The sequence below is a fragment of the Telluria sp. PB2R4 genome, from assembly GCF_059685695.1.
Window position 1 is genome coordinate 223,983 of record NZ_JCASIC010000005.1, and the last position, 21,387, is coordinate 245,369.

The following is a 21,387-nucleotide window of genomic DNA, read 5'->3' on the forward strand; positions in this document are numbered from 1 at the left end:
GCGGGGATCCCTTGCGTTCGTTTGTTTGATGAATATAAACAGAATCGCGAAAAGTGTCAAAGAAATGCAATGGAGCTGCGCACGCCGCTACTAATGAAGTTGACCTTACGTTACAATCCGGGTTCGAAAAAAATGCATGTTGCGGAGTGAATCGATGACGACTGCCGTCAAACCCAAAAAGACGACTGCTCCCAAGGCAGGCCGCCAGCGCGCTGCGAGCGCCAGCGCCGTGGCCACGGCAATCGTCCGCTCGAAGGCGGCACCTGCGAAACCTGGACCGGGCAAGGTTAAGGCAGTAAAGAGCGCTGTGCCGGTGACGGCATCCGATGCAAAATCCGTTCGCGTACGCGCCAAGCCACTATCTGCGCCGGCCGAGAAGGCGAAGAAGCCGCCGGCAGTACGTACCGGCGCCGTGCCGGTCAAACTGAACAAGCGCTCCGGCGACACGATCGCCAAGATCCTCGCCACGACCGAAGAAATCATCCTGCAATCCGGCGCCGAACGCATCTCCATCCTCGACGTCTGCCAGGAAAGCGGCATCTCGCGCGGCACCTTCTACCGTTACTTCTCGTCGCAGGACGACCTGCTCGATGCATTCTCGCGCCACAAGCGCGACCAGTTCCATGCCCATCTGATCGAAGCCGTGTGCCCCTACGAGGATCCGGACGAGCGTTTCCAGGCCGTGCTGAACTTCGTCGACGACTACCTGGAGCGAAGCCGCGCCCGGCGCCTGCTGCTGGTCGCGCCGGAATATGCGACCCGCTGGTTCCAACGCATCTTCCACGATTCGGTGCACCGCTTCCAGGACGTCCTGTCGGTGACATTCGACGCCTGGGAAGCGCGGCGCGGTATCACGCTCGACCGCGAACTGATCTGCGAGCTGATCGTGCGCTTCATCCTGAGCGACGTGCTGGTGCCTTCCGGCGCGGACCGCCGCAACCTGATGCGGCGGATCGAGCGCTTCGTCATCATGCTGCTGTCTGGGCGCGTCGCGCGCCGTTGAACAAGCCCGGCTTTTACCCGAGGTAAAACCGTTCTTCGGACCTTGCGTCCGGCCATGTGCTTCAATCCTGCGACATCAAAACGATATCCGGGAGACAGCATGGTAGCGACAAACGAATACGACGTGGTAATCGTCGGAGGGGGACATAACGGGCTGGCAGCCGCGTGCTATCTCGCTGAGGCAGGGAACAAAGTGGTCGTCGTCGAAGCCCGCGAGAAGGTAGGGGGCATGGCATCCAGCGGCTACCTGATTCCCGAGGCCCCCCAGCATCTCATCCACCCATGCGCGCTCGACCTGATGTCGCTGCGCGTGCACCCGATGATGCCGCAGGAGCTGCAGCTCGAGCGACATGGCTTTCGCCAGGTGGAGATGAGTCCAGGCTACGTTTATCTCCACCCCGATGGCAGCTCCCTGGTGTTCGGCCGCAGCGCGGAGGAGACCGCGGCCGAGATCCGGCGCTTCTCCGCACGCGACGCCGACGAGTTCCTTGGCTTGATGAAGCTGGTAAACGCTTTCATCGACGTGGCGATCCCGATGATGCGGGTCGACCCGGCCCAGCGCAACGTCGGCGCCAAATGGCAGGCGTTTCGGGCGATGTTCAAGAACCGCGCGCTGAAGCCGGAATTGATGGCGCTGATCGGCAGCCCTGCCTATACCTCGATCATGGAGCGCTTCGAGCACCCGGTGACGCAATCCGCGCTGTGCTGCCTGCTGGGCGCGGCCGGTCCAATCGCTAGCGAGGCTACCGGCATCTATTTCGCCCTGCTTGGTTTCATCCACCGCTTCGGCCTGGGACGGGCGGCGGGCGGGATGCAGACGCTGTCGAACGCCCTTGCAGCCCGCCTGCGCGAGCTCGGTGGAGAAATCATGCTCGACGCCCCGGTTGCCGAAATCCTGGCACAGGATGGCGTGGCGAAGGGCGTACGACTGCAAAGCGGTGCAGTCATCGGGGCGCGCGCCGTGATCGCCTCGATCCACCCAAAGATGGCGCTGGAAATGGTGACGCCCGGGGCGCTCGACCGCCGCACCCTGACCCGTGTCGCGCTGGCACCGGCAAATGGCCATGGCGCATCGCCATTGAAAGTCGATGTCGCGCTCTCGGGGCAGGTCGGCTACAGCCGCCATGAAGCGATGCGCCCGGACGGGCTCAGCCTGCGCAAGAGCGTGCTCCTGATCGGCACCGCTGACGCCGTGCTGGACAACTTCCGCGCCGCCGCACGCGGCGAGGTGTCGCCGCTGCCCTACATGTGGATCACTGCGCCGAGCGCCGTCGATCCGGGCCAGGCGCCGCCGGGGCAGGACGTGGCCTACCTCTACCCCGTGGCGATGCCGGTAGAGCCGCGGGAGGGATGGGACGCGATTCGTGCAGCGGTCGGGCAGCAAGTGATCGACCATGCGAGCCAATATATGGACGGCCTCAAGGTGTACGAGATCGGGCGCCGGATCGAAGCTGCCCCGGACCTGGCCGAACGTCTCAGGGTGCACCGGGGCTGCGTGGTCCACATTGACACCAGCCCGGCGCGCAGCGCCCTGATGCGCCCGGCCGCAGGGCTGGGGGGGGGTACCCTGCCGGTGGCCGGCCTGTTCCTGGGCGGCGCCGGCGTCCATCCAGGAGGCGGCATCAACGGGCTTCCGGGGCGGATCGCCGCGCGCCGCGTTAGCCGCTTCCTGGGGCGCTGAGCGGGGCCGCGGCGCGCCCCAGCGAATGCTGGCTGCTGCGTTCGTACTCGAGCGCCGACAGGACGAACTCCACCGAGAAACTGCGCCATGCATCGGCATCCGGCGCCCTGGCCACGTCGACGTCGCATAGTGTCGACACCGTATAGCGGTTGACCCACGCACCGGTCGTTGCCAGCGCAGCCAGTGCCAACGCCATGCCGGGATCCACGTCGGCGCGAAAGTCGCCGCTGGCGATACCGCGCTCGATCGTATCCTTCATCTTGTCCCGCAGGCGCGGGGCAAGCTCCATGAAACTGTTGCGCGGCGTGGCACGGCTCTCATGAAAGCGAACGCCTTCCTGTGCCAGGCTGCCGAGTATCCCGTCATGGTAAGGCTGGATCATCTGCCGGAGCAGCGCCCTGAGCGCTTCTCGCGGAGGCAGGTCGGCCAGCTCGAGGCTCACCAGTTCGCTCATCGCCTCCGCGGAAGACTCGTCCAGGACACAAGCGAACAGCTCTTCCTTGCTGCGGAAATAGTGGTAGACCAGTTGCTTGGTCACGCCAGCCGCATGGGCGATGTCGTCGACCCGGGCATCGGCCAGCCCTTTGCTGACGAATTCGCGGCGGGCTGCCTCCGCGATGCGCCTGAGCGTCTCACGCTTGTTCGGTAAGGCCTTCGGCGGCGTACAACTTGTTGGCTGCTCGCTCATGGTGTGGGAAAGGTGATGGGAATGCCGCGATCTTAACTCAGGGTGCTTTACTCGTAGTCAAACAAATTTGCTCATGCCAATGCCTATAGCAGCGCACATCGCGGCTACTATATGAACACGATTATAAAATATGTTCAGGTCTTCCGGCAATTCGCCCGAAGGCCGCTGAACCAGGGAGACCACCATGACTACAGCTGTTGACGACCAAGCACTGGAACGCGCCTATTCCTCCGTCTCCGAGACGTACAAGGGAACTGGCGACCTGCATGCCGCCTGCCGCGAGGCCCGGGCGAAATCGCCGATCTTCGTGGGAGACTTCATCCGGCAGTTCGGCATACCGACCAACGCGGGCCTGCAGCAAGGAACGCGTCCTACCTTTGCCCTGTTCCGCCACCAGGATGTCATGACGGTACTGCGCGACGGGAACAACTATACCAGCGGCTTTATTGCCGAGGGTCTCGGTGCTTTCTTCGACGGTCTCATCGTGCTGGCGATGGATGGCGAACAGCATCGTAACGTGCGCGCGCTCCTGCAGCCCGCCTTCATGCCGCAAACAGTCAACAAATGGCGGGACCCGATCGATGCGGTGATTCGCAATGACTTCCTCAAGGAGATGATCCCCTTGAAGAAGGCCGATCTAATGGAATTCGGCCTGGGCGTGCCGATCCGCGTGATGTATGCGCTCCTGGGCTTCCCGACCGATAACAAGGAGCAGTACCGCCAATATGCGGCCTGGGCCCTGGCGATGGTCGGCGGGAACCAGGTCGATCCGGAGCGCTTCGAGGAAGCTCGGCGCAGCGCCGGCGTCGCCGTAGCGCGCTTGTATGAGGTGATCCACGAGGTGGTGGTGCAGCGGCGTGCACAGGGAAGCCAGGGCGACGACGTCATCGGCAACCTGCTGCGCGCCGAGCACGACGGGCGCATGCTCGACGATCATGAAGTGACGACTTTTGTTCGCTCCCTGCTGCCGGCGTCCGGCGAGACCACGACCCGCACGTTCAGCTCGGTGATGACGCTTCTGCTGACTACGCCCGGCCTGATCGACCGCGTGCGCGCCGACCGCTCGCTGGTGCCCAAGCTGATCGATGAAACGGTGCGCTATGAGCCGGTCGCGACCTTCAAGATGCGCGAGACGGCAAACGAGGTTCAGTTCCACGGGGTGACCATCCCGAAAGGCTCGTTCATCCAGTGCATGGTGGTGTCGGCCAATCGTGACGAGGAAGTGTTCGAGCATCCCGACGTGTTCGATATCGACCGCCGCGTCAAACCCTCGTTCGGATTCGGCTTCGGGCCGCACATGTGCATCGGACAGTTTGTCGCCAAGCTCGAGCTCAACTGTGCGGTCAATGCCTTACTCGACCTGCTCCCCAACCTCCGCCTCGATCCGGCGTATCCGGTACCGGTGATCGAGGGCGCCCAGCTGCGTGGGGCGTCACACATCCACGTGCTATGGGACTGAGCCCATGAAGACCTTCAAAACGATTCCACAGCGGGCCGACTTCGACTACCAGTGCCTGGTCGCTCCCCAGCAGGTCACGGGCGAGGGCCTGGCCGACCTGCGCGACCATTTCGGCCTGAAGCTGACCAAGCACATGCCTTTCGGCTGCGTCCGCGACCGCGACGGCGAGATCTATTCATTCGTGCGGGCCCTGAATGCGCCCGGCAGCAGTCCGAACCCGACCAAGTTCATCTACCAGTCGACCAGGATCGGCGACGGCAAGCATATCCGCATCGACAAGGAAAAGAGCGGCGGCCAGGCACTTACTATGTTCCCGCAGCGCTGGCTGGACAATGGGGTAGCCGGCTGGTCGAGCCTGGAGGGCGAACCAGGCAATCCGTGGCGCCTGACCGCTTCCGGAGCGCAATTCAGCTGGAAGGAGGAGGGCCTGTTCGATCTTGCCGGAAAGCTGCTTGGGAATGGCATGCAGTGGTATCTGCCTGGCCGCGACTGGGGCACCTTCTACGTGTCGCAGCTGTACGATGTTGCAGGCACCTGCGAGGGCCGGCCGGTGAAGGGCATCATCACCCTCGACCAGGCCTGGATGGCCGAAGGTGGGTCGATCCACTTCCAGAAAGACCTGGTGGTCAACAACAGGATGCACGTGATCTGGTGGACGTTTGCTACCGTCTATACCGACGGCAGCTGGGACAGCGGTTCGTTCATGGTCGGGCACGGGAACCTGGGCTATGCCATCTTCCAGAACCACAAAGGGGAGATCCGCTGTACCACCGACATCGAAGGGCAGGTCGTCCATAAACCGGATTCGTATTTCGTGGACAGCGCGCATATCGTTTTGGACGGCACCGAGCGCTGGGAGTTCGTGCCTGATCCGAAGGGCGAAATGGTCGATTTCGTGGGCGGCTTCCCGATCACGGCCCAGCAGGAGGGACGCTGGCGCAGCGTCGGCGACACGCGCGAACCCGACCGCTCCCTGGGCTGGGGCGAAACCGACCGGCGCAACGGCAGTGCCCGCGACGTACCCGGCGCCGACCTGCCGGCCGGCGCCCCATCAAGCACAGGAGAATCCGCATGATCCTCGAAGCAGACGCCATCCGCCATTTCATCCATACCCAGATCGCCTGCTGGAACGCCGGCGACAAGGTGGGCTTTCTGTCGGCCTATCGCGAAGCCGCACCAGGTGGACTGACGATCGAATACGTAGGAGCGACCGCTTCCGACGGCTGGCCGGTTCTGGAAGCAATGTGGGACAAGCAGAACGCCGCGATCACGGTCGAAGAAGTCCTCGTGATCGTCAACGGCAAAGAGGCGGCCTGCCACAACAGGAACCTGGTAAAGGGAACGGAACGCGCCATCGAGACCATCGAGCTGTACCGCTTCGACGAGACGGGGCGCCTGAGCGTGCGCTATTTCATCGCCAAGCCCTGAGCGGCCACGCGGAAGTCGACAATTTCGGAAAACACGTATATATTTGAACAGAAAACAAAATTCTGTTCATAAAAATCTACCGCAACAGATCGCTCGAGCGACGGTGGGCCAGGAGACGTGGATGACCGGATTTCTGCATTGTGGCGGCGGCCGCTGGGGGCGGCGATGACACGGCTGCCCACCATTCCCCTTGCCGACTTTCCACCCGCGCTCGCCGCAGCAGTCGAGCGCGGGCGCGCTTCCCGGATGGTCAGCTCGACTGTCCCGGTGCAGGTCTGGGCCCACCGCCCGGAGCTCGCCGAAGCCTGGCTCGCCACGCTCGAGGCAATCCATTCGCGCGGCCTGTTGCCGGGACGTTTGCGCGAACTGGTGCGGCTGAAAATCGCTTCCATCACGACGTGCAAGGCCTGCCAGTTGGCCCGCAAGGATGATGCGGTAAGCGAGGAGGACATCGCCTGCCTGGCATCCGGCGACGCGCGCTTCAGCCCGGCGGAACAGGCAGCCTTGCGCTATGCGGAGCTGTTCGCCGCCGATTACATGGCCATCGACGATGCCGTGTTCGATACGCTCAAGCGCCATTTCAGCATCCCCGACATCGTCGAACTGAACATGTTCTGCGCGCTGATGCTGGCGGGCGGGCGCATGACCTACGTGCAGCAGGCCTACGAGAAGGACGCGTGATGGACAAGCCGATCCTCCACCAGATCCGCGTGATCGAAATCGCCAGCGGCATCGCGGGGCCGGCTGCAGGCCTGCAACTGTCCGAGGCCGGCGCGGAGGTGATCCGTATCGAAACGCCGGCGATGACGGACGATGCCGAGTCGGTCCTGTTCGCGGTACTTAACCGGGGCAAGCAACGGCTCGCGCTCGACCTGGGTACGCCTCCCGGCAAGGAGGCGCTGGCGCGACTGCTCATCGGCGCTGACGTGCTGCTGCACGACTTCACCCCCGAACAGGCGGCGGCGCATGGACTGGACGATGCGTCGCTGGCAGCCGTGAATCCGCGGCTGGTGGTGTCAGCGATTGGTGGCTGGCCACGCAAGCACCCGATGGCCGAGGCGCCGGCGCGCGAAACCCTGGTGCTGGCACGGCTTGGACTACTGGACGAGCAGCCCGGCCACCGCGCCGGCCCCGTGTTCGTGCGCATGCCTTTCGCCGGCTGGCTCGCGGCCTGGTTCAGCGCCATTGGCGTGATGGCCCGCCTGGTCGCGCGCCGGCGCGATGGCCGCGGCGGCGCCGCGCATACCAGCCTGGCGCAGGCGGCGCTCGCGCCGATGAGCATGCACTGGTCGCGGGCGGAACGCCCGACGCCGGTGTTTGCCAAGGGACTGTCCAAGGACACCCCGATCCCGCTGCACCGCTGCGCCGACGGCGCATGGGTGCACGTGCATTACTCGCCTGACAAGGCGCCCTGGATGGCGGAAGCGCTTGCCGCCATGGGGCCGGAGGCCGTGGCGGCGGAGAACGCCAAGTACCCGCCCAGCCACGTGGCGCCCAACTTCGGCGCCAACAAGGCCATCATGGCCACCCGGCCTGCTGGCGTCTGGGTGCGCCACTTCTGGGAGCACGATGTCGCGGCCCAGGTAGCAGCACCCTTCGGCGCGATCTACGCCAGTGCCCAGGCGCGCGCAAACGGCTACGTGGTCGAGATCGAAGACCGTGCGCGGGGCCGGGTGCGGCAGCCGGGGCCTTCCTATCTGACCCAGCCGCCACCCAGGGTGCGCGGGCCGCTGGCCGGCCTCGAAGCGGCGACGCCTTCCTGGGCCTCGACTGTGCCCGCGCCGGCGAGGGCCCAGCCGGTCGACAAGCCACTGCCGCCGCTGGCCGGCATGAAGGTGCTCGACCTCGGCGCCTACCTGGCCGGTCCCTTTGCGACGATGCTGCTGGCCGACCTCGGTGCGGAAGTCATCAAGGTCGAACCGCCGGCGGGAGACGCCATGCGCCGGCTGGAGCGGATCTTCGCCGGCACCCAGCGCGGCAAGCTGGGGGTCGCGCTCAAGCTCGGCGAAGCGGGGGCACAGGAAGCGCTCGAAAAACTGGTGCGCTGGGCGGACGTCGTGCACCACAACATCCGCCTGCCCGCGGCGCGCAAGCTCGGCATCGACCATGCGGCGCTCAGCCGGATCAATCCGGCGCTGGTGTACTGCCACATCAGTTCGTATGGACCGGAGGGCGAGCAAAAGGACTGGCCCGGCTTCGACCAGCTGATGCAGGCCGCCTGCGGCTGGGAGCGCGAATGCGGCGGCGAGGGCAACCCGCCCATGTGGCTGCGCTTCGGCGTGGGCGATTATCTGGCCGCGCTGTCTTCCGTGTTTGCCGTGCTGCTGGCGCATTACCGCCGGCTCGAGACCGGGGAGGGGCAGATGGTGGCGTCGTCCCTGCTCGGCGCCGCCCTGCTGACGGTGGCCGAGGCCGTCATGCTGCCCGAAGGCACGATCACCCCGGTCGCGCAGCTCGACGCGGCCCAGACCGGGCTGTCGCCGGACCACCGACTGTACCGCTGCAGCGACGGCTGGCTCGCGCTGGCAGCATTCGATGCGCACGAACAGGATGCCCTGGCACGGCTGGCCGGCAAGACGGTCGGGGAGCGCGAAGCATGGTTCGCCGCACAGCCGCGCGAGCACGCGTTGGCGGCACTGCGCGGCGCCGCGGTACCGGCCGAGCCGGTGCTGGAGTCGCAGGGCGCGGACTTCCTCGACGACCCGGCCTGCGCCGCGGCCGGCCTGCATGCGCGCTACCGCCACGCGGTCTATGGAGAACTCGAACAGGTCGGCGCCTTTTGGGACTTCGGCGACCTGCCGTTGAAACTGGACCGTGCGCCGCCGGCGCTGGGCGAACACAGCGCCCAGGTCTGGGAGGGGCTCGGGCTCGGCACGGCGCAGGTCGCTGCGCTGGAGCGCCAGGGGCTGACCGTGCTGATGGACCCATCTACAGGAATTCCATGAACGAACTCGATTTTACCGGGAAGACCGTGCTCGTCGTCGGTGGCTCCAGCGGCATCGGCAACGGCATTGCCCAGGCCTTCCGCACGCGCGGGGCCGAGGTGCACGTATGGGGTACGCGGCCGCACGCCGCGGATTACGCCGGCGAGCCCGGCTCGGACCTCGAAGGCCTGCATTACGCCCGGGTCGACGTTGGCGACGCGGACACCATCGCCACGGTGGCGCTGCCCTTCGACCGTCTCGACGTGCTGGTATGCGCCCAGGGCATCGTGCGCTACCGGCGCGAGGAATTCAAGCTGCCCGCGTTCCGCGAGGTCGTCAACGTGAACCTGGTCAGCCTGATGGCCTGCGGCGACCGCTTTCACGAAATGCTCGCAGGCGCGGGCGGCTCGATGATCATCGTCAGCTCGGCGGCCGCCTTCCATTCCACGGTCGGAACGCCAGCCTACAACGCCTCGAAGACCGGCGCCTTCGGCCTGACCCGCACGCTCGGCGAAGCCTGGGCCCGCGACGGCATCCGGGTCAACGGCATCGCACCGGGACTGGTCGCGACCAAGCTGACCCGGGTGACCACCGACCACCCGGATCGGCTCGAAGCCTCGATCAGGAAGATACCGCTGGGCCGCCTCGGCACGCCGGCCGACATGGCCGGTGCGGCGCTGTTCCTTGCGTCGCCGCTGGCGGCCTACGTGCTGGGCCAGACGTTGCTGGTCGACGGCGGCCTGTTGCTTGCATGAGACTGAACACGGGAGACTGAGATGGCATGGGATTTCGAAACCGACGCGGCATTCCAGGTGGAGCTGGACTGGATGGCGCAATTCGTGCGCGAGGAGGTGGCGCCGCTCGAGCACGTGCTGGGCAGCCCGTGGAATATCCACGATCCGCGCTTCGACCTGCTGGTGCGCCCGCTGCAGCGGCGGGTGCGCGAGCGCAGCCTGTGGGCATGCCATCTCGGGCCGGAACTTGGCGGCGCTGGTTACGGGCAGGTCAAGCTGGGCCTGATGAACGAGATCCTGGGGCGCGCGCTGTTCGCGCCGATCGTCTTCGGTGCTCACGCGCCCGATTCGGGCAATTGCGAAATCCTGGCGGCCTACGGCACGGCGGAGCAAAAGGCGCGCTTCCTGGCGCCGCTGCTGGCCAACGAGGTCGTCTCCTGCTTCGCCATGACCGAGCCGCAGGGCGGCGCCGATCCCAAGGTATTCACCTCGCGCGCGGTGAAGGAGGGTGACGGCTGGGTCATCACCGGACAAAAATGGTTCGCATCGAACGCACGCTACGCGGCCTTCTTCATCGTCATGGCCGTCACCGATCCGGATGCGCCTGTCTACCAAGGCATGAGCATGTTCGTCGTGCCGGCCGATACGCCGGGAATCGAGATCATCCGCAATGTCGGGGTCGCGGACGACCCGGAAGCCACCCACGCCTACCTGAATTTCGCCGGGGTGCGGGTCGGGCCTGAGTGCATGCTGGGCGAACCGGGGGCCGCGTTCGCCATCGCGCAGGTGCGCCTGGGCGGCGGGCGCGTGCACCACGCGATGCGGGTGATCGGCCAGGCCCAGGGCGCGCTCGACGCCCTGTGCGAGCGCGCCCTGTCGCGCAGCACGCAGGGCTCGCTGCTGTCGGACAAGCAGATGGTGCAGGAGAAGATCGCGGACGCCTGGATCCAGCTGGAGCAGTTCCGGCTGTTGGTGATGCGCACCGCCTGGCGCATCGACAAGTATCACGACTACCAGAAAGTACGCAAGGACATCGCCGCCGTGAAGGCGACCATGCCCCGGGTCCTGCACGACATCGCCTCGAGTGCGCTGCAGGTGCATGGCTCGATCGGCGTCTCGACCGAGATGCCCTTCGTCGGCCTGATCGTGCGTGCCTACCAGATGGGCCTGGCCGATGGGCCGACCGAGGTGCACAAGGTGACCGTCGCGCGCCAGCTGTTGCGTGACTACGAAGCCTGCGACGACCTGTTCCCCGATTACCATCGCCCGACCGCCGCCGCCGCTGCCGCGGAAAAATTCCGGCCGGTGCTGGGATGAGCGGCGCGTCCCACGAGAGCAGGCCCGACCTGGATGCGCTGGCGCGCTGGATGGATGCGCAGGGCATCGGGGCAGGGCAGCTGCGGCGCGTTACCGCGCTGACCGGCGGGACGCAGAACGTGCTGCTGCGCTTCGAGCGCGGCACCGGACAGGCTTACGTGCTGCGCTGCCCGCGCCAGGGCGCGCCGGTCGAGGTCCAGCGCGGCTTCCTGCGCGAGGCGCGCCTGCTGCAGGCGCTGGCCGGCAGCGCGGTCCCGCATCCGTCCCTGGTGGCGTCCTGCGCCGACGCCGCCGTGCTGGGTGTGCCGTTCTACCTGATGGCCCCCGTGGACGGTTTCACGGCCACCCCGAATCCGCTGCGCGGGCGCTACGCCGAACGTGCCGCGTGGCGCCGGGAGATGGGTCTGTCGATGGTGGACGGCTTGCTGCGACTCGGCGAGATCGACCCCTGCCGGGTCGGCCTGGATGATTTCGGCAAGCCCGACGGCTTCCTCGAGCGCCAGGTTCCGCGCTGGTTGCGTCACCTGGATGCGGGCCGGCAGTACGCCGGATGGCCGGGGCCGGAATCGCTACCCGGCGTGGCGGAGGTGGCGCAGTGGCTGGGCGAACGGGTGCCCACGCACTTCAGCCCCGGCCTGCTGCACGGGGACTTTCACCTCGGTAACGTGATGTTCAGGAACGACCGCCCGGTGCTCGCCGCGATCATCGACTGGGAGCTGGCGACGGTGGGCGACCCGCTGCTCGACCTCGGGTGGCTGGTGGCGACTTGGCCCGATGCCGCGGGACGCGGCGCCGGGACGATCCGCATCACGCCGGCGCAGGGACTGGCATCGAGCGCCGAACTGGTGGAGCGCTACCGGGCGGGCAGCCGGCGCGACCTGTCGGCGATCGACTGGTACGTCGCGCTGGCGCGCTTCAAGCTGGGGATCATGCTCGAAGCCAGCCATGCGCGCTCCTGCGCCGGCCTGGCGGACCGTGGCACCGGGGCGCGGCATCACGCTTCGGCGGTACGGCTGCTTGGGCAAGCGCTGTCGTCGATCGAGGGGACCCATGCCTAGCGGTCCGGTTCCCGCAGCGTCCACGAAAGCTGCGCTGGCGGCCATGATCGCGTGCCAGGTCGGCCTGCACGCCTGCGTCCAAGGGATACGGCTGGCCGCGCCGCTGGGCGTGCTGGCGCTGGGCCGGTCGGCCTGGTCGGTAGGGCTGGTGATGACGATGTTCGCCGTCTTCCCCGCCTTGCTGGCCTTGCCCGCCGGGCGTTTGGCCGACCGGCGCGGCTACCACCTTCCGGTACGCATCGCGGCCTGCTGCGCCCTGGCAGGGACGCTGCTGGCTGCCGCATCGCAAAGCCTGTTCACGCTGTGCGCGGCCGCGGCCCTCAGCGGCGCGGGCTCGGGGTTCGGGATGATCGCGATCCAGCGCAGCGCCAGCCGGCTTGCGGGCAGCGATGCCGGACGCCTGCGCGTCTTCAGCTGGATCGCGCTGGCGCCCGCGATCGCTGGCCTGGTCGGACCCGTGCTGGCCGGCGTGCTGATCGACAAGGCGGGATTTCCAGCAGCCTTCCTAGCGCTGGCGCTGTTTCCGGCGGCGACCTTGCTGGCAGCGCAGGCGGTGCCGGCCGAAGCGCCGGCCGCGCTTGCCGCGCCGAAGAAGCACCAGGCTTCCGCCTGGGACCTGCTGCGCCATGCACCGTTTCGCCGCCTGCTGCTGGTCAGCTGGCTGGTCTCGCTCTGCTGGGACGTCCACGGTTTCGCCTTGCCGCTGCTCGGCGTCGAGCGTGGCCTGAGCGCTTCGGCGCTGGGCGCCGTGCTCGCCGCCTACGCGGCGGCCTCGATGCTGGTTCGGCTGCTGATGCCGCTGCTTGCCGGGCGCCTGGCGAGCGGCACCCTGCTGGCCGGCGCGATGCTGCTCGCCTGCGCGGTATTCGGCGCGTATCCGCTGCTGCACAGCGCCTGGGCCATGGCCGCCTGCGCGGCCGTGCTCGGTGTCGCTCTGGGGGTGGTGCAGCCGGCGATCCTCGCGTCGCTGCACGACGTCGCACCGCCCGGACGCCATGGCGAAGCGCTGGCGCTGCGCTCCATGGCGATCCACACCTCGATGGCGGCGATGCCGCTGCTGTTCGGCGCCGTCGGTACGGCCGCCGGCGCCACCGTCCTGTTCTGGCTGATGTCCGCGGCGCTCGGGATGGGCGGCTTCCAGGCGCGGCGCATCCGGCCATCCGCAAGCTGAATCGATCGATGGACGCACCTACCTGAAGGAGAAAGCATGGAACTGAATGGCAGAAGGCTGATCGTTACCGGCGAGGCCGGCGGGATCGGCGCCAGCGTGTTGCGCGGCCTGGTAGCGGCGGGCGCGCGGGTGGCCGCGATGGACGTCAACGACGCGGCCGGCAGCGAGGAGGCGGCGCGCGCGGACGCGATGGGCCCCGGCGCGGCACGCTACTTCCGCTGCGACGTGCGGCGGCGCGCCGAGGTCGACGCCGCCTTCGACGCCGCAGCCGCATGGCTCGGCGGGCTCGATGGACTCATCAATATCGCCGGGATCGAGCGCGCGGCGCCGGCCGAGTCGATCGGCGACGCCGACTGGGACCTGATGTTCGACGTGAATGCGCGCGGCACGCTCAACACCAACCAGGCGGCATTCCCTTACCTGAGCGCGCAAGGTGGGCGGATCCTGAATTTCGGTTCGGCGGCCGGCGTGATGGGCTTGCCCGGCTGTGCGCATTACTCCGCCGCCAAGGCGGCTGTGCTGGGCTGGACCCGTACCGTGGCCAAGGAATGGGGCAAGTACGGCATCAGCGTGAACGCGGCCGCGCCGGGCATGTGGACGCCGATGTACGAAGCGCACCGGGCGCGCATGGACGCGCAGGCGCTGGCCGCCCACGACAGCATGATGGCCGGCCTGATTCCACTGGGCGGCAAACTGGGCGACCCGGACCGTGACATGACGCCCTTCGTCGTCTTCATGATGAGCGAAGGCGCGCGCTTCATCACTGGCCAGACGCTCGCCGTGGACGGCGGGCTGATGATTCCTTGAGGTGAGCGCACATGGCGTGAATCGCTTGGCAATTCTCCAGAAATAGAGCACTATCTTCAAAAGTGTTCAATAAACGCCGGTCCAAGGCCGGCGACAACTGGAGGATGACAACATGAGCAGTGTGAAGGAAGTGAGTCTCGAGAGCGCCTACACGGGCGTGGCCGACAATTACCGCGGCGAGAACGTCGACCTGCATGCGATCTACCGCGACATGCGCAGGAACTCGCCGATCATCGCCGAGAACTTCATGGGCAGGCTCGGCGTGCCGAACATCGCCGGGCTTGACCCGAACCGGCCGACCTTTACGGTGTTCAAGTACAAGGAAACCATGGCGGTGCTGCGCGATGCCGCCAACTACACCAGCGGCTTCATCGCCGAAGGCCTGGGCGCCTTCTTCGACGGCCTGATCCTCACTGGCATGGATGGCGAGGCGCACAAGAAGGCACGGGCACTGCTGCAGCCGATCTTCATGCCCGAGGTGGTCAACAGCTGGCGCGATTCGAAGATGGACCCGATCGTGCGCAATGAATTCCTGCTTGGACTGGTCCCGCAAAAGAAGGCCGACCTGATGGAGTTCGGCCTGTATTTCCCTATCCGCCTGATCTACGCCCTGATCGGCTTCCCCGGCAACGACCCGGATAAGATCAAGCAGTATGCGGCATGGGCGCTGGCGATCCTGGCCGGCCCGCAGGTCGACGCCGAGAAGGCCGCGCTGGCACGCCAGGCGGCCATGAATGCGGCCAAATCGCTCTATGACGCGACCCACGAGGCGGTGGTCGAAGTGCGCCGCAACGGCGCCCGGGGCGATGACCTGATCAGCCGCCTGATCCGCGCCGAAAGCGATGGCCGCAAATTCGACGACCACGAAGTGACCACCTTCGTGCGTTCGCTGCTGCCGGCCGCTGCCGAGACCACGACCCGGACCTTCGGCACCCTCATGACCCTGCTGCTCCAGCGCCCTGAACTGCTCGAGCGCGTGCGCAGCGACCGCAGCCTAGTGCCCAAGGCGATCGACGAGGCGATCCGTTTCGAGCCGGTGGCGACCTTCAAGGTGCGCCAGGCCGCGCAAGACCTGGAACTGGCCGGCATGGCCATCCCCAAGGGGGCCATGGTGCAGTGCATCGTCAGTTCCGCCAACCGCGACGAGGACGCCTTCGAGAACAGCGAGGAGTTCGATATCGACCGCAAGCCCAAGCCATCCTTCGGCTTCGGATTCGGCCCCCACATGTGCATCGGCCAGTTCATCGCCAAGACCGAGCTGCAGGTGGCGGTGAACGCCATCCTCGACCTGATGCCGAATTTGCGCCTGGATCCGGACATGCGGCCGCCGCAGATCACCGGCGCCCAGCTGCGTGGACCGAAGCACGTGCACGTGGTATGGGATTGAGGTTTTGGATCATTTAATGAACAGATTTGAAAAAAGTGTTTAATAAATCTGGGTTTCTGTTCTAGAATGAAGTCAGAGAAAACCAAACGCTGGTTAAGCGAACACCTTCCTCGGAGACAACGATGAAATATGAAGACCTGATCCTCGTTAGCGTGGATGACCACGTGATCGAACCCCGCGGCGCTTTCGACCGCCACATGCCTGCCAAATTCAAGGGCCGCCAGCCGAAAGTCGAAACCGTCAAAGGGCGCGACGTCTGGGTGTTCGAAGACAAGGCGACCGGCTACATGGGGCTGAACTCGGTAGTCGGCCGCCCGAAGGAGGAATATGGCATGGAGCCGCTTTCCTACGAGCAAATGCGCCGCGGTACCTGGGACATCAAGGCGCGCGTCGATGACATGAACGCCAACGGCGTGCTCGGCTCGCTGTGCTTCCCGACCTTCCCAGGTTTTGCCGGCCAGCGCTTCCAGGTAATGAACGACCGCGAGGTCAGCCTCGCCGCCATCCAGGCCTACAACGACTGGCACCTGCACGACTGGTGCAACGCGGCGCCGGGCCGCTTCATTCCGCTGATGATGGTGCCCTGGTGGGACATGCAGGCCGCCGCCGCCGAGGTCAAGCGCCTCGCGGACCAGGGAGTGCATGCGCTGACCCTGTCCGACAACCCGACCGTGCACGGCTATCCGTCGATCCACAACGCCCACTGGGATCCGCTGTGGAAAGCCTGTGCCGACAACGACGTCGTCATCTGCTGCCACATCGGCACCGGCGTCAAGGCGGCGCACGCCTCGGACGAGTCGCCGATCGACGCCTGGATCACCTCGATGCCGATCTCGATTTCCAACTCCGCGGCCGACTGGATCTGGGCCCCGATGTGGAAGAAGTATCCGAAGCTGCGCATGGCCCTGTCCGAAGGCGGCATCGGCTGGATTCCCTACCTGCTCGAGCGCGCCGACTTCACCCACAGCCATCACCACGAGTGGACCAATTCGAACTTCGGCAGCAAGAAGCCGAGCGACATCTTCAACGAACACATCATCACCTGCTTCATCGAAGATGCGTTCGGCCTGAAGAACCTCGACTCGATCAATGTCGACAAGGTCACCTGGGAATGCGACTACCCGCACTCCGACTGCACCTGGCCGAATTCGGCGAACGTGTTCTGGAGCCAGGCGCAGCACCTGTCGGACGAGGTCATCAACAAGATCACCCACCTGAACGCGATGCGCGAGTTCTCCTATGATCCTTTCGCCATCCTCGGACGCGAGAACTGTACCGTCGGCGCACTGAAGGCGCAGGCCACCCACGTCAGCATCGAGCCGGCCCTGGGGCTGGGCGGCGCGGCGCCGGAGCGCGATCCCCAGCGTCCGGTGACTTCGGGCGACATCAACAAGATGTTCGCCGCCGCCGACGCGCAGACCGCGCTCTGAGCGTCTGCCGGGGAGGGAAGCGCCTCCCCTGAGTCCTGTCCACGTCGCAAGCAGGCGTCTCCGCGCGGCCCCGAGGCCGTGCCGGATGCGTGCGGCCGCGCGGTTCAGGCGGATCGACTCCTTCGCATGACCGACCATGTCCATCGACCAGTTCAAGTTCAGTCCCATCCCGCCGGAGGCCGAAGCCATTCGCGCCGAGGTACGCCGCTTCCTTGCGGAGGCCCTGGCAGATTATCCGCCCACCCGGCGTGCCGAGTCCTGGATGGGCTTCGACGCCGGCTTCAGCCGCCGCCTCGGTGAGCGCGGCTGGATCGGCATGGCGCTGCCGAAGCGTTATGGCGGCGCCGACGCCAGTCCCTTTGCCCGCTATGTCGTGATCGAGGAACTGCTGGCGGCCGGCGCCCCGGTCTCCGCCCACTGGTTCGCCGACCGCCAGAGCGGTCCGCAGATCCTGCATTACGGCACCGATGCGCAGAAGGATTTCCACCTGCCTGCGATCTGCCGCGGCGAGCGTTTTTTTTGCATCGGCATGAGCGAGCCGAATTCCGGTTCCGACCTGGCCTCGATCCGCACCAGTGCGCGCCGGGAAGGCGACAAGTGGGTGGTCAACGGCCAGAAGGTCTGGACCACGAATGCCCACCGCTCGCACTACATGATCGCACTGGTCAGGACCGATCCGGAGAGCAAACGCAACGAGGGGCTGTCGCAGTTCATCATCGACCTGACCCTGCCGGGCATAACGATCCGTCCGATCAAGGACCTGACCGGCGCGACCCATTTCAACGAAGTGTTCTTCGACGGGCTGATGCTGGACGCGGATGCCCTGATCGGGACCGAGGGGCAGGGCTGGTCGCAGGTAACGGCCGAGCTGGCGTTCGAGCGCAGCGGTCCGGAGCGTTTCCTCAGTTCGATCACCCTGCTCGAGACCCTGGTCGCCGAGGTCGGCAGGCAGCCGGACGCGCTGCAGGCGAAGGAGATCGGCCGCCTGGCGGCGCGCCTTTTCACCCTGCGCCAGATGTCGCTGGCGGTGACGGCGCAGCTGGCCGCCGGTCATAACCCCGCCTGGGAAGCCTCGGTGGTCAAGGACCTGGGCACCAGCTTTGAGCAGGAAATACCGGAACTCGCCCAGCTGTTGCTGGACGTGGCGCCGGCCACGCGCGGCTCGACCGAGCACGCGCGGGTGCTGGCCTACCTGACCCAGGAGGCCCCTTCATTTTCACTGCGCGGCGGTACGCGCGAAATTCTCCGTGGGATCATCGCGCGCGGAATGGGAATGCGTTAATCATGAGACAACTGTTCGATTCTACGGTCGAGCGCCTGTTCGCCGACCTCGCCAGCCCCGCAGCGGTGCTGGCATGCGAAGACGGGGCCTGGCCGCACACGATGTGGGCGGCCGTGGAGGAGTCCGGCTTTCCGCTGGCCCTGGCGCCAGAATCCCTGGGCGGCGCCGGAGCCGGCTGGGCCGACGTGTGCGGTGTGGTCCGGCTGGCCGGGCGCCATAACCTGCCGCTGCCGCTGCCAGAGGCCATGTTGGCCAACTGGCTGCTCGGCGCGGCCGGGCTGGCGCCGGCACCGGGCGCGGTCAGCGTCGCCGCTTCCGGCTCGCTGCGCCTGCAGGGCGGGGTCGTGAGCGGCGAGGCAGCCGAGGTTCCCTGGGGCGGGGCGGTGCCCTTCGTGGTTGCCGTGACGGGCGGGGGCGAGCCTTCGGTCGTTCTGCTGCCGACCGAAGCGGCGCAGCGCCGCGACAGCGCGAATACGGCTTCGGAGCCCCGTGCCACGCTGCTGTTCCAGGACGTGGCGCCGGTCGCGCAGGCGCCATTGCCCTCGGGGTGGCCTTCCGACGTGCTGCTGCTGGGCGGGGCGATGATGCGCGCGGCCCAGATTGCGGGTGCGCTGGAAGCCGTGCTGGAGATGGCGACCGGCTACGCCGCCGAGCGGGTCCAGTTCGGCAAGCCGATCGGCAGCTTCCAGGCCATCCAGCACCAGGCCGCGCTGCTCGCCGAGCACGCGGCGGCGACCGTCATGGCGGCTGAAGCGGCCTTCGCGGCGGCCGAGTCGCGCATCGTGCGCCTGCCGGCGATCGCCGCCAAGATCTGCGCTTCCGAGGCAGCCGGCATCGGCGCCAGCGTGGCGCACGCGGTACACGGCGCGATCGGCTTCACCCACGAACATGCGCTGCACCTGAGCACCCGGCGCCTGTGGTCCTGGCGCAGCGAGTTCGGATCCGCGACCGCGTGGTCCCAGCGGTTGGGCAGGGCGGTATGCGCCGCCGGCCCGGCAGGATTCTGGCCCGGCATTACCGACGGCCATTACGACACCTTGATGGAGCAGCGCGCATGAAAGCTTTTCTGGCACTGGAGCGCGATGACGCCATCCTGACCATCCGCATGGACAGTCCCGAGACCCGCAATGCCTTGAGCGCGCCGTCGCAGATGCAGGAATTCGTCGACATGTGCGCGATGGTGCGGGCCGACCGGGGCATCAAGGTGGTGGTCCTGACCGGCAACGGCCCGGCTTTCTGCGCCGGCGGCAACGTCAAGGATATGGCCGAGCGCGGCGGCATCTTCGCCGGCTCGCCCTACGAGGTGAGCGAAAGCTACCGCAACGGCATCCAGCGTATTCCGCTGTGCCTGTACACGCTGGACGTGCCGGTGATCGCCGCGATGAATGGGCCTGCCATCGGCGCCGGCCTGGACCTGGCCTGCATGTGCGATGTGCGCATTGCCGCCGACACCGCGAAATTCGCGGAAAGCTTCGTCAAGCTGGGCATCGTACCGGGAGACGGCGGGGCCTGGCTGCTGCCGCGCATCGTCGGCATGCCCAAGGCGAGCCTGATGGCGCTGACCGGCGACACCATCGATGCCGCGACCGCGCTGGCCTGGGGGCTGGTGACGGAAGTCGTGCCCGCCGCCGAGCTGGAAGCCAGCGCGCTTGCCATCGCCCGGCGCATGGCGGCCAACCCCTCGCACGGGTTGCGCCTGACCAAGCGGCTGCTGCGCGAAGGACAGCACATGCGCCTCGACTCCCTGCTGGAGATGTCTGCCGCCTACCAGGCGCTGGCCCACCACACCGAGGACCATGCGGAGGCGGTATCCGCCTTCCTCGGCAAACGCGAACCGCATTACCAGGGCCGCTAGGCCCGCGTTCTACAGAATCAGGAGAAGCAGCATGCGCAGTGTTTTTCGGGAAGACCATCACATGTTCCGCGAGATGGCCCGGCGGTTCATCGAGAACGAGATCGTGCCCCACCTGGCGGAGTGGGAACATGCCGGCATCGTCCCCAAGTCGGTGTGGCGCAAGGCGGGGGAAGTGGGCCTGCTGTGCTCCACCGTGCCCGAGGAGTATGGCGGCGCCGGCGGCGATTTCGGCCACTCGGCCGTGATGATCGAGGAGCTGGCGCGGGTGAACGCCACCGCAATCGGCTTCACCACGCATTCCGAGATCGTCGCGCCCTACATCGTCGCCTACGGCAGCGAGGAACAGAAGCGCCGCTGGCTGCCCAAGATGGTCAGCGGGGAAACCATCGGCGTCATCGCGATGAGCGAGCCGGGCATCGGTTCCGACCTGCGATCGATGCGTACCAGCGCGCGGCGCGACGGCGACGACTACGTCATCAACGGCCAGAAGACCTTCATCACCAACGGCGGCAATGCCGACCTGATGGTCACCGCCACCAAGCTCGATCCGGGCGCCAAGGAACTCACCCTGATCTGCGTCGAGGCCGAGCGTCCGGGATTCTCGAAAGGCAAGCTGCTCGAGAAGATCGGCCTGAAGGGGCAGGACACCTCCGAACTGTTCTTCGACGAGGTGCGGGTGCCGGCCGCGAACCGCCTGGGCGAGGAAAACAAGGGTTTCGGCTACCTGACCCACCAGCTGGCCTGGGAGCGCACCATCATCGGCCTGCGCGCCGCCGCATCGATCGATGCGCTGCTCGAGGACACGCTGGCCTACGTCCGTGAACGCAAGGTGTTCGGCAAGACCGTGTTCGATTTCCAGAACACCAAATTCAAGCTGGCCGAGTGCAAGGCACAGGCGACGATGCTGCGCGTATTCGTCGACGATTGCCTGGCCAAGGCCATGCGCGGCGAACTGTCGGCGGAAGTGGGCGCGATGTGCAAGCTGATGGGTTCGGAAATGCAGGGCAGGGTGCTGGACGAGCTGCTCCAGCTGCATGGCGGCTATGGATTCATGAGCGAATACAAGATCAGCCGCGCCTGGGTCGATGCGCGCGTCGCCCGGATCTATGGCGGCACCTCGGAGATCATGAAAGAGATCATCGCACGCTCGCTCTAGGGGCGGCG

19 protein-coding genes are annotated in these 21,387 nt (G+C 66.6%); 18 read left to right on the plus strand and 1 reads right to left on the minus strand.

Annotated features, from left to right (window positions below):
• The first annotated feature begins 154 nt into the window (after window positions 1-154).
• Complete coding sequence (locus tag AC56LU_RS11045; protein WP_497175642.1) at window positions 155-1,003, plus strand: TetR/AcrR family transcriptional regulator; 849 nt, start codon at window positions 155-157, stop codon at window positions 1,001-1,003.
• Window positions 1,004-1,102: 99 nt separating this feature from the next.
• The gene (locus tag AC56LU_RS11050) at window positions 1,103-2,683 is read left to right on the plus strand and encodes a phytoene desaturase family protein (RefSeq protein ID WP_497175643.1); all 1,581 of its coding nucleotides are present in this window, start codon (window positions 1,103-1,105) and stop codon (window positions 2,681-2,683) included.
• Here AC56LU_RS11050 and AC56LU_RS11055 read toward each other — a convergent pair.
• Window positions 2,661-3,371 (minus strand): TetR/AcrR family transcriptional regulator, encoded by a 711-nt coding sequence (locus tag AC56LU_RS11055; RefSeq protein ID WP_497175644.1) that lies wholly within the window; start codon window positions 3,369-3,371, stop codon window positions 2,661-2,663. The two genes, AC56LU_RS11050 and AC56LU_RS11055, sit on opposite strands and share 23 nt — an antisense overlap.
• Window positions 3,372-3,555: 184 nt before the next feature.
• On the opposite strand from AC56LU_RS11055, the gene AC56LU_RS11060 reads away from it, so the two are divergent.
• The 16 genes from AC56LU_RS11060 (at window position 3,556) to AC56LU_RS11135 (ending at window position 21,379) form a co-directional block, all read left to right on the plus strand.
• Window positions 3,556-4,830, plus strand: a complete 1,275-nt coding sequence (locus AC56LU_RS11060) for a cytochrome P450 (RefSeq protein WP_497175645.1) — start codon at window positions 3,556-3,558, stop codon at window positions 4,828-4,830.
• Between the two features lie 4 nt (window positions 4,831-4,834).
• Entirely contained in the window at window positions 4,835-5,905 is a 1,071-nt protein-coding gene (locus AC56LU_RS11065; protein ID WP_497175646.1) for a hypothetical protein, read from the plus strand.
• Window positions 5,902-6,258: a nuclear transport factor 2 family protein gene (locus AC56LU_RS11070; RefSeq protein ID WP_497175647.1), complete on the plus strand. Its 357-nt coding sequence runs from the start codon at window positions 5,902-5,904 to the stop codon at window positions 6,256-6,258. The genes AC56LU_RS11065 and AC56LU_RS11070 overlap by 4 nt, the downstream gene beginning before the upstream one ends.
• 165 nt (window positions 6,259-6,423) lie before the next feature.
• Window positions 6,424-6,939, plus strand: a complete 516-nt coding sequence (locus AC56LU_RS11075) for a carboxymuconolactone decarboxylase family protein (RefSeq protein ID WP_497175648.1) — start codon at window positions 6,424-6,426, stop codon at window positions 6,937-6,939.
• Window positions 6,939-9,203 carry a CoA transferase gene (locus AC56LU_RS11080; protein ID WP_497175649.1) on the plus strand — a complete coding sequence of 755 codons (2,265 nt, stop codon included), beginning with the start codon at window positions 6,939-6,941 and terminating at the stop codon, window positions 9,201-9,203. The genes AC56LU_RS11075 and AC56LU_RS11080 overlap by 1 nt, the downstream gene beginning before the upstream one ends.
• Window positions 9,200-9,937: an SDR family NAD(P)-dependent oxidoreductase gene (locus AC56LU_RS11085; RefSeq protein WP_497175650.1), complete on the plus strand. Its 738-nt coding sequence runs from the start codon at window positions 9,200-9,202 to the stop codon at window positions 9,935-9,937. The genes AC56LU_RS11080 and AC56LU_RS11085 overlap by 4 nt, the downstream gene beginning before the upstream one ends.
• A gap of 21 nt (window positions 9,938-9,958) precedes the next feature.
• Window positions 9,959-11,233 (plus strand): acyl-CoA dehydrogenase family protein, encoded by a 1,275-nt coding sequence (locus AC56LU_RS11090; protein WP_497175651.1) that lies wholly within the window; start codon window positions 9,959-9,961, stop codon window positions 11,231-11,233.
• A complete protein-coding gene (locus tag AC56LU_RS11095) occupies window positions 11,230-12,291 on the plus strand; it encodes a phosphotransferase family protein (protein ID WP_497175652.1) in 1,062 nt (353 codons plus the stop codon). The genes AC56LU_RS11090 and AC56LU_RS11095 overlap by 4 nt, the downstream gene beginning before the upstream one ends.
• A complete protein-coding gene (locus tag AC56LU_RS11100) occupies window positions 12,284-13,462 on the plus strand; it encodes an MFS transporter (RefSeq protein WP_497175653.1) in 1,179 nt (392 codons plus the stop codon). Before AC56LU_RS11095 ends, AC56LU_RS11100 begins: the two co-directional genes overlap by 8 nt.
• 36 nt (window positions 13,463-13,498) lie before the next feature.
• Window positions 13,499-14,269, plus strand: coding sequence for an SDR family NAD(P)-dependent oxidoreductase (locus tag AC56LU_RS11105; RefSeq protein WP_497175654.1), 771 nt, complete (start codon window positions 13,499-13,501; stop codon window positions 14,267-14,269).
• A 112-nt stretch (window positions 14,270-14,381) separates the two neighbouring features.
• Entirely contained in the window at window positions 14,382-15,656 is a 1,275-nt protein-coding gene (locus AC56LU_RS11110) for a cytochrome P450 (protein WP_497175655.1), read from the plus strand.
• Window positions 15,657-15,778: 122 nt separating this feature from the next.
• Complete coding sequence (locus AC56LU_RS11115) at window positions 15,779-17,086, plus strand: amidohydrolase family protein (RefSeq protein WP_497175656.1); 1,308 nt, start codon at window positions 15,779-15,781, stop codon at window positions 17,084-17,086.
• 136 nt (window positions 17,087-17,222) lie between these two features.
• Window positions 17,223-18,368 (plus strand): acyl-CoA dehydrogenase family protein, encoded by a 1,146-nt coding sequence (locus tag AC56LU_RS11120; protein WP_497175657.1) that lies wholly within the window; start codon window positions 17,223-17,225, stop codon window positions 18,366-18,368.
• A 2-nt stretch (window positions 18,369-18,370) separates the two neighbouring features.
• On the plus strand, window positions 18,371-19,426 hold the full coding sequence (locus AC56LU_RS11125; RefSeq protein ID WP_497175658.1) for an acyl-CoA dehydrogenase family protein: 1,056 nt from the start codon (window positions 18,371-18,373) through the stop codon (window positions 19,424-19,426).
• Window positions 19,423-20,223: a crotonase/enoyl-CoA hydratase family protein gene (locus tag AC56LU_RS11130; RefSeq protein WP_497175659.1), complete on the plus strand. Its 801-nt coding sequence runs from the start codon at window positions 19,423-19,425 to the stop codon at window positions 20,221-20,223. The genes AC56LU_RS11125 and AC56LU_RS11130 overlap by 4 nt, the downstream gene beginning before the upstream one ends.
• Window positions 20,224-20,254: 31 nt before the next feature.
• Complete coding sequence (locus AC56LU_RS11135) at window positions 20,255-21,379, plus strand: acyl-CoA dehydrogenase family protein (RefSeq protein WP_497175660.1); 1,125 nt, start codon at window positions 20,255-20,257, stop codon at window positions 21,377-21,379.
• Window positions 21,380-21,387: the final 8 nt, after the last annotated feature.